Source organism: Pseudomonas sp. PB101 (genome assembly GCF_009764265.1).
GTDB lineage: Bacteria > Pseudomonadota > Gammaproteobacteria > Pseudomonadales > Pseudomonadaceae > Aquipseudomonas.
On record NZ_RWIR01000024.1, the window covers coordinates 16,221 to 31,653 of the forward strand.

Here is a 15,433-nt window from a genome sequence, read left to right on the forward strand (position 1 = left end):
GATGTTGTCTGACCCTGCGCCATCGCGAGCAAGCTCGCTCCCACAGTTTGTGTTCCTTGGACGCCAACCGGGATTTGCCCGACGGTCGGTTTTCACACAGAACGCCACCCGGTTGACTAAAGTTTGAAGTGTCGGCATTCAGACTGCCGAAACCGTGGTTGTTCAAAAAGGCCCGGCGATGTATCGGGTCCCACCTGATCAGGAGTGCACGATGGATCTCAGCCGTCGTCAGTTCTTCAAGGTCGCCGGTATCGGCCTTGCAGGCTCTAGCCTGGGCGCGTTGGGCATGGCCCCGACGCTTGCCTTTGCCGAACAGGTGCGTCATTTCAAGCTTGCCCACACCCATGAAACCCGCAACACCTGCCCGTATTGCTCGGTCGGTTGCGGCTTGATCATGTACAGCCAGGGCGATGATGCGAAAAATGTCGCGCAAAACATCATCCACATCGAAGGTGACGCCGACCACCCGGTCAACCGCGGCACCCTGTGCCCCAAAGGCGCGGGCCTGCTGGACTTCATCCACAGCCCCGGGCGCCTGCAATATCCGCAGGTGCGCAAGCCCGGCAGCACCGAGTGGACCCGCGTCTCCTGGGATGAAGCGCTCGATCGCGTCGCCGACCTGATGAAGGCCGACCGCGACGCCAACTTCATCGAGAAAAACGCCAATGGCCAAACGGTGAACCGCTGGCTGACCACCGGTTTCCTCGCGGCCTCGGCGGCGTCCAACGAAGCCGGGTACATCACCCACAAGGTGGTGCGCAGTCTCGGCATGCTGGGGTTCGATAACCAGGCGCGTGTCTGACACGGCCCGACGGTGGCAAGTCTTGCCCCGACGTACGGCCGTGGTGCCATGACCAACCACTGGACCGATATCGCCAACGCGAACCTGGTCCTGGTGATGGGCGGCAACGCAGCAGAAGCGCACCCGTGCGGCTTCAAATGGGTGACCGAAGCCAAGGCGCACAACAAGGCACGGCTCATCGTGGTCGACCCGCGTTTTACCCGGACCGCTTCGGTGGCCGACTATTACGCGCCGATCCGTACCGGCACCGACATCGCCTTCATGGGCGGGTTGATCAATTACCTGCTGACCGAGGACAAGATCCAGCACGAATACGTGCGCAACTACACCGACGTGTCGTTCATCGTCAGAGCCGGCTATGGCTTCGAGGACGGGATCTTCAGCGGCTATGACGCCGAAAAACGCCTGTACACCGATAAATCCGGCTGGGGTTATGAACTCGGCGAGGACGGTTTTGCCAAGGTCGATCCGACTTTGCAGGACCCACGCTGCGTCTATCAATTGATGAAGCAGCACTACAGCCGCTACAACATCGACCTGGCGAGCCAGATCTGCGGCATGCCGGTCGATGCCATGCAGAAAATCTGGGAGGAAATCGCCACTTGCTCGCAACCGGGCAAGACCATGACCATTCTCTATGCGCTGGGCTGGACCCAGCACTCGATCGGCGCGCAGATCATCCGCAGTGCAGCGATGGTGCAACTTCTGCTGGGCAACGTCGGCATGCCGGGCGGCGGTGTGAATGCCTTGCGCGGGCACTCCAACATCCAGGGGCTGACCGACCTGGGGCTGCTGTCCAACTCGCTGCCGGGCTACCTCACGCTACCGGGCGATGCCGAACAGGACTACAACGCCTACATCGTCAAGCGCACGCAGAAACCGTTGCGTCCGGGGCAGTTGTCCTACTGGCAGAACTACGGCAAGTTCCACGTCAGCCTGATGAAGTCCTGGTACGGCGCCAATGCCACGGTCGAGAACAATTGGGCCTACGACTACCTGCCGAAACTCGACATCCCCCAATACGACATCCTCAAGGTGTTCGATCTGATGGGGCAAGGCAAGGTCAACGGCTACATGTGCCAGGGGTTCAACCCTATCGCCGCGCTGCCGGACAAAAACCGTGTGATGCTGGCGCTGGCCAAGCTGAAGTGGCTGGTGGTGATGGACCCGCTGGCCACCGAGACCTCGGAGTTCTGGCAAAAGGTCGGGCCGTACAACGATGTGAAGAGCGCCGACATCCAGACCGAAGTCATTCGCCTGCCCACCACCTGCTTTGCCGAGGAGGACGGTTCGCTGGTCAACAGCAGTCGCTGGCTGCAGTGGCACTGGAAGGGCGCCGACGGCCCTGGCGAAGCGCGCACCGACATACGGATCATGAGTGAATTGTTCCTGCGTCTGCGTCAGCGCTACCAGGCCAATGGCGGCAAGTTTCCCGACCCTCTGCTCAAGTTGACGTGGCCGTACAAGATCGCCGAAGAACCTTCGCCGGAAGAACTGGCCAGGGAAATCAACGGCTCGGCCACGGCGGACTTTACCGACGCCACGGGCGCGGCGATCAAGGCCAACGCGCAGTTGGCCGGTTTCGGCCAGCTCAAGGACGACGGCAGCACCGCGTCCGGCTGCTGGATTTTCTGCGGCAGCTGGACGGAGCTCGGCAACCAGATGGCCCGCCGCGACAATGCCGATCCTTACGGCATGCATCAACACCAAGGCTGGGCATGGGCCTGGCCGGCCAACCGGCGGATTCTCTACAACCGCGCCTCGGCCGACCTGCAAGGCAAGCCATGGGACCCGAAAAAACGCCTGGTGTGGTGGAACGGCAAGGCCTGGGCCGGCACCGACGTGCCGGACTACAAGGCCGACGTGCCGCCGGAAGCGGGGATGAACCCGTTCATCATGAACCCCGAGGGCGTGGCGCGATTCTTCGCCGTCGACAAGATGAACGAAGGCCCGTTCCCCGAGCACTACGAGCCGTTCGAAACGCCGATCGGCATCAACCCGCTGCACCCGAACAACAAGAAAGCCACCAGCAACCCGGCGGCGCGGATCTTCGATTCGGTGTGGGATACCCTCGGCGTGGCTAAGGACTACCCCTATGCCGCCACCAGTTACCGGCTGACCGAGCATTTCCACTTCTGGAGTAAACACTGCAAGCTCAACGCGATCGCCCAGCCCGAACAGTTCGTGGAAATCGGCGAAGTGCTGGCCAAGGAGAAAGGCATCGCCGCGGGTGATCGGGTACGGGTCAGCAGCAAGCGTGGCTTCATTGAAGCGGTGGCCGTGGTGACCAAGCGGATTCGTCCGCTGCAGGTCAACAATCAGGTGGTGCACCAGATCGGCATTCCGCTGCACTGGGGCTTCACCGGCCTTACGCGCCACGGTTACCTGACCAACACCCTGGTGCCGTTCCTCGGCGATGGCAACACACAGACCCCGGAATCCAAGTCATTCCTGGTCAACGTGGAGAAAGTCTGAATGGCCAGCCAAGACATCATTGCCCGCTCGGCCACCACCACTCCCGCGCCCTCGGTGCGCGGCATGGAAGAAGTCGCCAAGCTGATCGACACCACCAAGTGCATTGGCTGCAAGGCCTGTCAGGTGGCCTGCTCGGAATGGAACGAGCTGCGCGACGAGGTCGGCCATAACCACGGCACCTACGACAACCCGCAGGACCTCACGGCAGAAACCTGGACCTTGATGCGCTTCACCGAGCACGAGACCGACGCCGGCAACCTCGAATGGCTGATCCGCAAGGATGGCTGCATGCACTGCGCCGAGCCCGGTTGCCTGGCAGCGTGCCCCAGCCCCGGCGCGATCATCAAGCACGCCAACGGCATCGTCGATTTCGATCAGGACCACTGCATCGGCTGCGGCTACTGCATCACCGGGTGCCCCTTCAACATCCCGCGCATTTCGCAAAAGGATCACAAGGCCTACAAATGCACCCTGTGTTCGGACCGGGTGGCGGTCGGGCTGGAACCGGCCTGCGTGAAAACCTGCCCGACCGGTGCCATCGTGTTCGGCACCAAGGACGACATGAAGGAACATGCCGCCGAGCGCATCGTCGACCTCAAGAGCCGGGGCTTTGAAAACGCCGGTCTGTATGACCCCGAGGGTGTCGGCGGCACCCACGTGATGTACGTGTTGCACCATGCCGATACGCCCAGGCTGTACGCCGGCTTGCCCGATCACCCGGCGATCAGTCCGTTGGTAGGTCTGTGGAAGGGCATCAGCAAACCGCTGGCGCTGCTGGCCATGGGCGCGGCGGTGCTGGCCGGGTTCTTCCACTACGTGCGCGTCGGCCCGCAAATCGTCGAAGAGGATGAGCATCCGGACCCACCGGACACCGCCGTGCACGAAGTCGATCCGTCGGTGCACACCTTCGATCCCCGTGGGGAGGGCAGGCCATGAGCAACAAGACGATCCTGCGCTACACCAGCAACCAGCGCACCAATCACTGGCTGGTGGCGATCCTGTTTTTCATGGCCGGGTTGTCCGGGCTGGCGTTGTTCCATCCGGCGCTGTTCTGGTTGAGCAACCTGTTCGGCGGCGGACCGTGGACACGCATCCTGCATCCGTTCATGGGTGTGTTGATGTTCCTGCTGTTCCTCGGCCTGGTGTTGCGCTTCTGGCGCGCCAACTACTTCATCGCCAACGATCGCCTGTGGCTCCGGCGCATCGACCGGGTGATGCTGAACGAGGAGGAGGGCGTGCCGCCCATCGGCAAGTACAACCCCGGGCAGAAGCTGCTGTTCTGGACTTTACTGCTGTGCATGCTGGTGCTGTTGTTCAGCGGGCTGGTGATATGGCGTGCCTACTTCAGCGCGTATTTCGGCATCACCGCGATACGCTGGGCGATGCTGCTGCATGCCTTGGCCGGTTTTGTGCTGATCCTGAGCATCATCGTGCACATCTATGCCGGGATCTGGATCAAGGGCTCGGTCAGCGCCATGGTGCACGGCCGGGTCAGCCGCGCCTGGGCGAAGAAGCACCACGAACTCTGGTATCGCCAAGTGACTCAGGACGAGACCCGCGACGAGGCTCCCGCGCGACCGATCACCAAAAAGGGCTGACATTTGCCAACCATCCTCGAACCCGGCGAAATCGAAGCGGCGGCCAGTTCGCCGCCGTTTCTTTATATGCCACCGCACGACCTGTTCAGCCTGCGCGCCCGGCGTCTGGACACGCTGGCCGAAGGGCACCCGCTGACCGATTACCTGCGCCTGATCGCCGGGTTGTGCCGGGCGCAGCAACAGGTGCTGGACGACCCGCCCTCAAGTGAACCCCTTGACCGACAACGCATCGAGTTGTGCCAGCAACACGGCCTGCCGCCGTTCGCCGCCGACAGCCTGGCGCGCGAAGACGACTGGCAGCTTTACCTCGATGCCTTGCTGCAGGGCTATGCCCCATCGACATCCTCTGCCGTGGCCGATGCCCTGCAGACCTTGCGCCTGGCCGGTGCCGGGCAACGCCGCGCCTGGGCGGTGGCACTGGTCAGCGGCCAGTATTCACTGGTGCCGGCGGCGCTGGTGCCGTTTCTCGGCGCGGCGCTGCAAACGACCTGGAGCCACTGGCTGTTGAGCACGCCCAATCTGCAACTGACGCCGGGCGACAGCCTCAGCCAGTGTCCGGCCTGTGGTTCGCCGGCCATGGCCGGGGTCATCCGTCATCGCGGCAAGCACAATGGCCTGCGTTATCTGGTGTGTTCGCTGTGCGCTTGCGAGTGGCATGTGGTGCGGGTCAAGTGCGTGTATTGCGAACAGAGCAAGGGCCTGGAATACCTCAGCCTTGAAGATGACCGCCATGCCGCCAACCAGGCGCCGTTGCGCGCCGAGGTCTGCCCCGGCTGCAACAGCTACCTGAAGTTGCTCTATCTTGAGAACGATGCGGATGCCGAAGCGTTGTCGGCGGACCTGTCCAGCCTGATGCTCGACATGCGCCTGAGCCAGGACGGTTATCAGCGTCTGGCACCGAATCTGTTGCTGGCGCCGGGAGACGAATAACCGCAGCGTCTACACTCTGGCGCGACGGTCATTCGTTTTCAGGAGCGCCAGATGTCTGCACGCGGTGCCAGCCAACCCCTGCGTCTACCTTCCATCGACAGTCTGTTGCGGCACCCGGCGTGCCGGCCTTTGGCCGAGCGTTATGGCCGCGACGCCTTGCTGGGCGCCTTGCGACAATTGCTGGATGAGTTGCGCGAAGGGGTGCTGCAGGGGTTGCTCGAACCTGTGGAAGTCAGCCCCGACGTGTTGGCGGGCAGGGTCGGCGAGCGCTTGGCAACCTTGCATCGCAGCCAGGTGCGTCGGGTGTTCAACCTGACCGGCACGGTCTTGCACACCAACCTCGGCCGGGCGCTGTTGCCCGAAGAGGCGATCGAGGCGGTGCAAATGGCCGCGCGTTATCCGCTCAATCTGGAATTCGACTTGCGTAGCGGCAAGCGCGGTGACCGCGACGACCTGATCGAGGGCCTGATCCGCGAACTGACCGGCGCCGAAGCGGTGACCGTGGTCAACAACAATGCCGCGGCGGTGCTCTTGACCCTCAACAGCCTGGGCGCGCGCAAGGAAGGGATTATTTCCCGGGGTGAACTGATTGAAATCGGCGGCGCCTTTCGCATCCCCGACATCATGGCCCGCGCCGGGGTCAAGCTGCATGAAGTCGGCACCACCAACCGCACCCATGCCCGTGACTACGAGGCCGCCATCGGCCCGCGCAGCGGTTTGATCATGCGCGTGCACGCAAGCAACTACAGCATCCAGGGCTTCACCACGAGCGTGCCAACCGCCGAACTGGCGCAAATCGCCCACCAACATGGACTGCCGCTGCTCGAGGACCTCGGCAGCGGCAGCCTGCTGGACTTGACCCGCTGGGGCCTGCCCGCCGAACCGACGGTGCGCCAGGCGCTGCTCGATGGCGCGGACATCGTCACCTTCAGTGGCGACAAATTGCTCGGCGGGCCGCAGGCCGGGCTGATTGTCGGGCGCAAGGCACTGATCGGCAAAATCAAGAAGAACCCGCTCAAGCGTGCGCTGCGGGTCGACAAAATGACCCTGGCTGCGCTGGAAGCGGTGTTGGGGCTGTATCGCAATCCGGACCGACTGGCCGAGCGCTTGCCGAGCCTGCGCCTGTTGACCCGGCCACAGGCCGATATCCTAGCCCAGGCCGAACGTTTGCGGCCGGCGCTCGCCCAGGTGTTGGGGGCGGGCTGGAGCGTCAGCGCCATGCCGGCACTGGGCATGATCGGCAGCGGCAGCCAACCGGTGGCGCGGCTGGCCAGCGCCGCGCTGTGTCTGCGTCCGCTGACCTCAAAACGCTTGCGCGGGCGCTCGCTGTTGACCCTGGAAGAGGCCTTGCGCGCCTTGCCGATTGCGGTCCTCGGGCGCATCGACGATGACGCCCTGTGGCTGGACCTGCGGCAACTGGACGACGAGCCGGCGTGGCTGGCGCAACTCGATCAATTGCAGGTGGAGGGCCGGGCAGGGTGATCGTCGGCACCGCAGGGCACATCGACCATGGCAAGACGGCGCTGCTCCAGGCGCTGACCGGTCAGGCGGGTGACCGGCGCCGCGAAGAACGTGAGCGCGGCATGACCATCGACCTCGGCTACCTGTACGCCGCGCTGGAGCCGGACGCGCAGTTGACCGGTTTCATCGACGTTCCCGGGCATGAACGCTTCACCCACAACATGCTGGCCGGCGCGCAAGGCATCGATCTGGTGTTGCTGGTGGTGGCGGCCGATGACGGCGTGATGCCGCAGACCCGCGAGCACCTGGCGATTGTCGAGTTGCTCGGGATTCCACGGGCGCTGGTGGCAATCAGCAAATGTGACCGGGTCGATGGCGCCCGGGTACAGATCGTTCGCGAGCAGGTCAGCGCACTACTGGCGCCGGGGCCGTATGCCGATGCGCCGCTGATGGCGCTGTCGAGCGTGACGGGCGAGGGCATCGAAACCCTGCGCAAGGCGTTGCTCGATGCCCAGCGGGACGTGGCGCAACGCAGCATCGACGGTGGGTTTCGCCTGGCGATCGACCGAGCCTTCAGCGTGGCCGGGGCGGGTATCGTGGTGACCGGCACGGCGCTGTCCGGTCAGGTCGCGGTGGGCGACACCTTGCTGCTGGGGCCACAAGGCAAACCGGTGCGCATTCGCGGCCTGCATGCGCAAAACCAGATCGCCGACCGCGCCTTTGCCGGCCAGCGCGTGGCGTTGAACCTGAGTGCCGAACGGCTGGCGCTGGAGCACATCCATCGCGGCCACTGGTTGCTGGCTGACGGTTTGTATGCGCCGACCCAGCGCGTGGACATCGACATGCGCCTGCTTACGGGCGAGTCCCGGGCCTTCGAGCACTTTCAACCGGTGCATGTGCACCTCGGCACCCAGGACGTCACCGCGCGAGTCGCCTTGCTCGAAGGCTCCAGCCTGGTGCCCGGAGGCCGCATGTTTGCGCAACTGTTGCTCAATTCACCGGTGCATGCGGTGAAGGGCGACCCGCTGATCCTGCGCGATCAGAGTGCCCAACGTACCCTGGGTGGCGGCCGGGTGCTCGATCCGTTTGCCCCCACCCGCCAGCGCCGCAGTCCCGAACGGCTGGCGCAACTGCAGGCGCTGGCGAACAGCGCAAAACTCGAAGAGGTGCTGCCGACATTGCTGGCCCACAGCGACACCGGGCTCGATCCGCAGCGTCTGGAGCGGCAGTTCAATCAACCGCGCAGCAGTTGGGTGTTGCCCGCTGACGTGCGCTTGATCGACACCCGCCAGGGCGCGTTGCTGTTCAGTGCCAGCCGTTGGCAAGCCTTGAAGGTCGCAGTGCTGGAGCACCTCACGCGTTTCCACCAGCTGGAACCGGACCAGATGGGCCCGGACCGCGATCGCCTGCGCCGGTTCAGCGGTAGCGCGCTGGAACGCTCGACGTTCATCAGCCTGCTCGACGAGTTGCTGGCCAGCGCCGAGATCAGCAGCAGTGGCCCGTGGTTGCATCTGCCCGGGCATCAGGTGCACTTGAGCGAAGACGACCAGGCCCTGTGGCGACAATTGCAGCCGTTGTTCGAACAGGCCGGGTTCGCACCGCCGTGGGTGCGTGACCTGGGACATGACGAGGCTGCCGTGCGCGGCTTGCTGCGCAAAATGGCGCGCCTGGGGCTGATGCATCAAGTGGTGCGCGACCTGTTTTACACCGACAGCATGATTCGCCAATTGGCGGCTATGCTGTTGCAACTGGCGGGCGCCAACCCGGTGATCCAGGTGACGGCGTTTCGTGATGCGGTGGGCCTGGGGCGCAAGCGCAGCATCCAGCTACTGGAGTACTTCGACCGCATCGGCCTGACCCGGCGTTTTGGCGATCGTCGCCAGGTTCGCCCGGACAGTGCGTTGGCCCAGCGTGCAGAGGCATGATTTCAAGGAAGGCAATCGCGCCCGGTGGCGCGGCCGGGCTTCAAACCCGGTTGGGGACGGCATCCGTTCCCGGGCAGGTTCGACTCCGGCTGCCTTCCGCCAATCAACCCCACCTTTGCGAACCCACCCAATCCCCTGTAGGAGCGAGCTTGCTCGCGATGATCGCCAGTCCGCCGTGTATACCCAGAAAGTACGCGTCATCGTTGACGACCATCGCGAGCAAGCTCGCTCCCACAATAATCTCTGGCGTTGCCACTATGGTCGATCCACCCCGGCCCCCTGTAGGAGCGAGCCTGCTCGCGATGATCGCCAGTCCGCCGCGTATACCCAGAAAGTACGCGTCATCGTTGACGACCATCGCGAGCAAGCTCGCTCCTACAATAATCTCCGGCGTTGACACTATGGTCGATCCACCCCGGCCCCTTGTGGGAGCGAGCCTGCTCGCGATGATCGCCAGTCCACCGCATATACCCAGAAAGTACGCGTCATCGTTGACGACCATCGCGAGCAAGCTCGCTCCCACAGGGATCGCGGCAGTCACGTTGCAGGATTTACTCGGTGGCTACGACGCAATTGGTTGCACCACGCCGCTCACAAAGCCGATTGCGCAAGCGTTCGGCCCAGTAGCGGCCGGCCTCGTTGACATCGCTCCAGGAGTCGTAGGTGCTGCTTTCGAACAGGCCGATGATCGGTTTGCGGGCCCCCACGCGGCGGTCGATCTCGGCGGCGATGACTTCGCCGGTCTGGGCATCGGCCAGTTTGCCTTCGATGGTCACTTGCCCGCTGAACGGCGGTTTGCCGGTGGTGTGGGTCAGCGTTTGCATCGCGGCGGCCTTGGCGCCCGGCAGGCCGAGGGGAATGGGAATGTAGGACGCCGCTTTCATCGACGAGTCAGCGGCTTCCGCATCGACGATCGCCACCGAGATTCGCAAGGTGTCCGGCCCCGGTTGATCGACGATTTTGTAGTCCTTGCCGAGTTGCTCGGCCACCAGTTTTTGGAAGTTCTGCGAAATCGCGGCAGTGTCGGCCGCCGGTGCATCCTTGAGTCTGGACTTGGGTCCGCCGTACAACTTGATCGGGTCCAGGAGCACTTTGTTGTATTGGGCAAAGGCCGCCTTGTCGGCGTATTTCGGGTTGCGATACAGACGCAGCGCCTCGTCTCCCTGGCCATCTTTCATTTTCGGGTAGACGTCCTCCATGAAACCGGAACCGGTCAGGTTTTCCCCCAGGGTGGTGCTTCTGCCTGGCTGCGAGGTGGACGAGCAGCCGGCCAATACGATCAGTGCGACACCGAGCGTCAATGTACTCAAGCGTGGATTCATGCAGTTCTTCCTTAGTTGCATCAGGGATTGCGCAGGGGTTGAAAGGCCAGGCTCAAGGGTAGTTCACAGAATCGGGTTTAGTTGTGAAGGTTTACCTTTGCACAAAGTCGGCCCGGCTTTACTACGCTGGCATGATCTGATGGGAAATTGGCGCGAAATGGACAATCCGCCGGCCCAAGGTGCATCAAGCTAGGCATGGATCTGCGTGATCCCTCACTCTAAAAAAAACAGCACTCAGCGTGACGGCCCTGGGCCCGTCGCAAGGATCTCGTATGACAAAAGCACAGATGCCCGTTGGTGCGGGCGGGCAAACGCCAGAGGTACCCCGTTCGGTATTCATCACCGGCGCCAACGGTTTTATCGGCAAGGCACTGCTCAAGCGCTACAAGGCCCTGGGTGCACAAGTGCGCGGCATGGACCTGTTTGCCGACCCGGAGAACGATGTGGTGGCCGGCAACCTCACCCAGCCTCTGGTCTGGGCCGAACATGCCAGGGGATGCGACTTGTTCATCAACACCGCGGCGGTGGTGTCGCTGGCCGCCCCCTGGAAACTCTATCGGGAAGTGTCGGTGCGGGGTGTACGCAATTGCCTCGACGTCGCGATTGCCGGCGGTGCCAAGCGTTTTGTGCACATTTCTTCGATCGCGGCGCTGGGCTGGACCTATCCGGACATGGCCGACGAATCGTGCGATGTGGTCATCGGCGATCAGTATCGCTATGGCGTGGCCAAGGGCGCGAGCGAGCACGTGGTGCTGGCCAGCCATGCCGCGGGGGAAATCGATTGCACCGTGGTGCGCCCGGGGGATGTCTACGGGCCGGGCTCGCGCGCCTGGCTGATTGAACCCTTGAAGATGGCCAAGGCCGGCGCCTTGATTTTGCCCAATGGCGGCAAGGGTGTCTTTACCCCGGTGTATGTCGAGGACCTGCTCGACGGCATCATGCTGGCGGCGGGGCTGGATCAGGCGCGGGGACATATTTTCCACCTCAGCAGCGCCAGCCCGACCACCTGCAAGGCGTTCTTCGCCAATCACTGGCGCTGGGCGGGACGCAGCGGTGCACCGCGCACGCTGCCACTGGGTCTTGCGGCAGCGCTGACCCGCCTGGTCTGGCGGATCAACGGCGTGCTCAGGGTCAACAGCGAAGTCACCCCGGACACCATGTACATGCTCGCCCGTAGCGGCGATATCTCCATTGCCAAGGCGCGGCGTTTGCTCGGCTATGAACCGAAGGTGACCCTTGAGGACGGCTTGCGTCGTTCCGAAGACTGGTTGCGGTTGAACGGCCAGATCACCCCTTAATCGCCATATTCCCACAGGTTCTTCTGTTTGTTTGAATGAAAAAGGGCAGCCAATGGCTGCCCTTGTTTGCATGTGCCAATCTACCGCGTGTGTTTGTCGAACATCAGCATCGACGCCAGCGCCGGCATCAACAGCAGCGCACCGACCATGTTCCACAGGAACAACAGCACCAGCAGCAGGCCCATGTCGGCCTGGAACTTGAGCACCGAAAATGACCAGGTCGCCACACCCAGCGCCAGGGTGATGCCGGTGAACGCCACCGAGGTACCGGTCGTCTTCAGCGCTTCGAAGAACGCGGCCTGGAATTTCAAGCCCTGGTGCAGGAAGCCTTCGATGCGGCTGTACAGGTAGATCCCGTAGTCCACGCCGATCCCCACGCCCAGGGCAATCACCGGCAGCGTGGCGATTTTCACCCCAAGGCCCATTTTCGCCATGACCGCTTCGCACAACACCGTGGACAGGTACAACGGCGCCATCAACGCAAAGGTCACCTTGAGCGAACGGAACTCCCACAACACCACCAGGCTGATGATCACGAACACCAGGATCAGCATGGTCTTTTCCGATTGCTCGATGGTCATGTTGGTCGCCGCTTCGATCCCGGCATTGCCGGCGGCTTGCAGGATCTGGACGTCGCCAGTGCCGTAGCGGGCGGTGAAAGCGTTCACCGCATTGACTACACGGCTCAGGGTCTCGGCCTTGTGATCGGCCAGGTACAGGCTGATCGGCGCGACGCTGCAGTCGGGGTCGACGAACTCCCCCGAGACGCTCGAGCGGGCGTTGTTCATCACGAACTGGTCGCGGGAAAACTCCGCCCATTTCGGATTGCCCTCGTTGCGCGCCAGGATGTTGAAGCGCATCGCGTTGTACAGCGATTGCACCGACTCAACGCCGGGCACCGCGCGCATGTGCTGCTCGAACTGGTTGGCCAGGTCGGCGGCGGCATAACGCGAGCACTGTTCTGCCGGGGTCTTGAACATCACCACGAACACATCGGTGCTGGTGGTGTAGTGCTCGAGCAGGTAGGCGTTGTCCTGGTTGTAGCGCGATTCCGGACGGAACTCCGGGGCGCCTTTGTCGAGGTCGCCGATCTTCAGGTCCTGGCGTGCGTAATAGCCGACCCCGAGCAGCATCAGGCTGACCACGATCAACGCCGTGGCACGACGTGGCTGGACGATGCTCGCCACCCGGCGAAACACCGGCCACGAGGAACCGCTGCGTTTGAGTTGCTGGCGCATGCCCCGGGGACTGACGCCGACCCAGGACATCAGCACCGGCAACAGGAACATCTTGGTGAAGATCGCCACGAACACGCCGATGCTCGCGGTGATCGCCAACTGCTGGATCACGCCGATGTCGATCACCAGCAAGGTGATGAATCCCACGGCATCGGCCAACAGTGCAGTGGTGCCGGGAATGAACAGGGCGCGAAAGGTCCGCCGCGAGGCTTCGACCGGCGTCACGCCGTGGCTCATCTCGCTCATCATCAGGTTGATGTTCTGTACCGCGTGGCTGATGCCGATGGCAAATATCAGGAAGGGCACCAGAATCGAATACGGATCGAGGCCAAAGCCCAACAGGCTGAGCAGGCCCAATTGGCAGACCACCGTCAGCAGGCAGGTCAGCACGGTGACCGCGGTGCTGCGCCAGCACCGGCAATAGCCATACAGCAACGCGCTGATCAGGCCGACCGTGAGGGCGAAGTACAACGCGATGTCGCTGGCGGCGGCGAGCAAGTCGCCGATGATCTGGGCAAAACCGATCACCCGGATCGTCACCCCTTGCCCGGCAAAGTGCTCGCGCACCTGGGTTTCCAGGGCCTGGGTGAGTGCACCGTAGTCCAGCGGCTTGCCGGTTTGCGGGTCACGTTCGAGCAGCGGCACGCGGATGATCGCCGACTTGAAGTCATTGGCGACGAAGCTGCCGATCATGTTGGCGCGCTGGATGTTGCGCCGCACCTGTTCCAGCGAGTCGGCACTGCCATCGTAGGTGTCAGGGATCACCCGGCCGGCGCGCAGGCCCTCGGTGGTGACCTCCGACCACAAGGCATTGGGCGTCCACAAGGACTTGAGGTTGCTGCGGTCCACGCCCGGGATATAGAAAACCTTGTCGTTGACCTCGCGCAGGGTCTCGAGAAAAGCCTTGCTGACGATGTCACCCTTGGGGGTTTCCACCAGCACACGAAGGACGTTGCTCTGGGGGCGCAGCACGTCTTCGAACTTCAGGTAATTGGCAATGAACGGATGCCCGTCGGGAATCATCCGGGTGAAGCTGGCGTCGGGGCGCAACGACAGCGCGGCAATGCCAAGCACCACCGAGGCCAGTGCGAAAAAAGCCAGGACCAGCAGGCGATGACCGAACAGCAGGCGCTCGGTGAAGCCCACGGCACGTTGCATGGCGCCGACTCGGGTCGGTTCCTGATGGAGGGGGGCGTTCATTTTGCGTGTTCCTTGAAGGGGATCATGGGCAGCACTTGCAGGCCGGCATTGCCGACCAGCAGCAGTTGGCCGGCCCGGGTTTCACTGACATCGAGCAGCGCAGCCTTGCCGGTCGAGCGCCATTGCTCGAAGGTTTTACCGTCGGTGCTGTACAGCAGAACGCCCGCCTGGCCGGCCAGCACCACGACGCCTGAAGACAACTGCCTGATGCCGTACAGGCTGGCCTTGACCGGTAATTCGCGAGGCGTCCAGCTGGCGCCGTGGTCATCGCTGACCAGCAAGGTGCCCCCGAAACCGCTGGCCATGACCTGGCCGCCGTGCAGCTCTGCCAGGGCGTACAGCGAGGCGTCGGTCGGCTGTTGCGCCGCCTGCCAGTGCTCACCGCCATCGGTGCTGCGATAGAGACGGCCACCTTCGCCCGCCACCAGCAGGCTGCCATCGGCCAGGCCCAGCACAGTGTTCAGGTGCAGGCGATCCGGGTTGTCCAGGCCGCTGACCGGCTGCCAGGACGCGCCGCCGTCGTCGGTCCTGAGGAAGACGCCGTAGGCACCAACGACCCAGCCTTGGCGGGCATTGCGAAACCACAGGCCCAGTAACGGCCGTGACGGCCCCGAAGCACTGGCGGCCTGCGCGTCGTCGAGGGCGAAGCGCGCATTGTCCAACGCGCTCGCAAGCTGCTCGTCGTCCGGCATGCCATCCGCCGCTTGTTCCGCGCGGTCGACTTGTGCCTGGGCCGCCTCGAGCAATAACGGGTTGATGGCCCGGCCGTCGAGTTGCTTGCTCCACGACTCGCCGCCGTCGGCACTGTGCAGCACCACGCCGTCGTGACCGACGGCCCAACCGTTGCGGGCATCGACGAACTGCACGGCAGTCAGCAGCAGGTCGACCGGCACCCGGGCCTGCTGCACCTGTCCGTTGGCATCGCGCAGCAGGATATGGCCGGCGGCGCCGACCATGACCTGGCGCTCGCCGACCGTCTGGACATCGGTGAGCAGTGCTCGGCTCGCCAGTGCCGAGGGCTGCGACGGGCGCTCCAGCCGGTCATCGAGGGGCGCGGCCTGTGCGGCGAACGCAGCGCCCAGCCCAAGCAGCAGGGCGAAAGCGGGGCGTAGGGGGAACTTGAGTGTCATGCAGCACCCTGTTTTCTGGGGATACGGAAAGCGGGCGGTCAACCTGGGCTGACC

At 63.5% G+C, this 15,433-nt stretch carries 11 protein-coding genes and 1 tRNA gene; 8 read left to right on the forward strand and 4 right to left on the reverse strand.

Annotation, left to right across the window (positions count from 1 at the left end; all coding sequences use genetic code 11):
• Positions 1–211 precede the first annotated feature (211 nt).
• The 7 genes from fdnG (at position 212) to EI969_RS06780 (ending at position 9,293) form a co-directional block, all read left to right on the forward strand.
• Positions 212–3,277 (forward strand): formate dehydrogenase-N subunit alpha, encoded by a 3,066-nt coding sequence (gene fdnG, locus EI969_RS06750; RefSeq protein ID WP_160386748.1) that lies wholly within the window; start codon positions 212–214, stop codon positions 3,275–3,277.
• Positions 3,278–4,213 (forward strand): formate dehydrogenase subunit beta, encoded by a 936-nt coding sequence (fdxH, locus tag EI969_RS06755; protein ID WP_160386750.1) that lies wholly within the window; start codon positions 3,278–3,280, stop codon positions 4,211–4,213.
• Positions 4,210–4,875: a formate dehydrogenase subunit gamma gene (locus EI969_RS06760; protein ID WP_160386753.1), complete on the forward strand. Its 666-nt coding sequence runs from the start codon at positions 4,210–4,212 to the stop codon at positions 4,873–4,875. The genes fdxH and EI969_RS06760 overlap by 4 nt, the downstream gene beginning before the upstream one ends.
• Before the next feature lie 3 nt (positions 4,876–4,878).
• The gene (gene fdhE / locus EI969_RS06765) at positions 4,879–5,805 is read left to right on the forward strand and encodes a formate dehydrogenase accessory protein FdhE (protein ID WP_160386755.1); all 927 of its coding nucleotides are present in this window, start codon (positions 4,879–4,881) and stop codon (positions 5,803–5,805) included.
• Between the two features lie 51 nt (positions 5,806–5,856).
• Positions 5,857–7,287: an L-seryl-tRNA(Sec) selenium transferase gene (selA, locus tag EI969_RS06770; RefSeq protein ID WP_160386757.1), complete on the forward strand. Its 1,431-nt coding sequence runs from the start codon at positions 5,857–5,859 to the stop codon at positions 7,285–7,287.
• Positions 7,284–9,191 carry a selenocysteine-specific translation elongation factor gene (gene selB / locus EI969_RS06775; protein ID WP_160386759.1) on the forward strand — a complete coding sequence of 636 codons (1,908 nt, stop codon included), beginning with the start codon at positions 7,284–7,286 and terminating at the stop codon, positions 9,189–9,191. Before selA ends, selB begins: the two co-directional genes overlap by 4 nt.
• 6 nt (positions 9,192–9,197) lie before the next feature.
• A tRNA-Sec gene (locus tag EI969_RS06780) sits at positions 9,198–9,293 on the forward strand.
• A 1-nt stretch (position 9,294) separates the two neighbouring features.
• Here the strand turns inward: EI969_RS06780 and EI969_RS30465 are convergent.
• Positions 9,295–9,702: a hypothetical protein gene (locus EI969_RS30465; RefSeq protein WP_256678256.1), complete on the reverse strand. Its 408-nt coding sequence runs from the start codon at positions 9,700–9,702 to the stop codon at positions 9,295–9,297.
• A gap of 40 nt (positions 9,703–9,742) precedes the next feature.
• On the reverse strand, positions 9,743–10,513 hold the full coding sequence (locus EI969_RS06790) for a DUF3313 domain-containing protein (RefSeq protein ID WP_160386761.1): 771 nt from the start codon (positions 10,511–10,513) through the stop codon (positions 9,743–9,745).
• Positions 10,514–10,785: 272 nt separating this feature from the next.
• On the opposite strand from EI969_RS06790, the gene EI969_RS06795 reads away from it, so the two are divergent.
• A complete protein-coding gene (locus tag EI969_RS06795) occupies positions 10,786–11,811 on the forward strand; it encodes an NAD(P)-dependent oxidoreductase (protein ID WP_218575182.1) in 1,026 nt (341 codons plus the stop codon).
• A gap of 80 nt (positions 11,812–11,891) precedes the next feature.
• Here EI969_RS06795 and EI969_RS06800 read toward each other — a convergent pair whose 3' ends face one another.
• Together EI969_RS06800 and EI969_RS06805 are read right to left on the reverse strand one after the other, a co-directional pair.
• Entirely contained in the window at positions 11,892–14,249 is a 2,358-nt protein-coding gene (locus EI969_RS06800) for an MMPL family transporter (protein ID WP_160386762.1), read from the reverse strand.
• The gene (locus tag EI969_RS06805; protein ID WP_160386763.1) at positions 14,246–15,379 is read right to left on the reverse strand and encodes a YCF48-related protein; all 1,134 of its coding nucleotides are present in this window, start codon (positions 15,377–15,379) and stop codon (positions 14,246–14,248) included. Before EI969_RS06805 ends, EI969_RS06800 begins: the two co-directional genes overlap by 4 nt.
• Positions 15,380–15,433 lie beyond the last annotated feature (54 nt).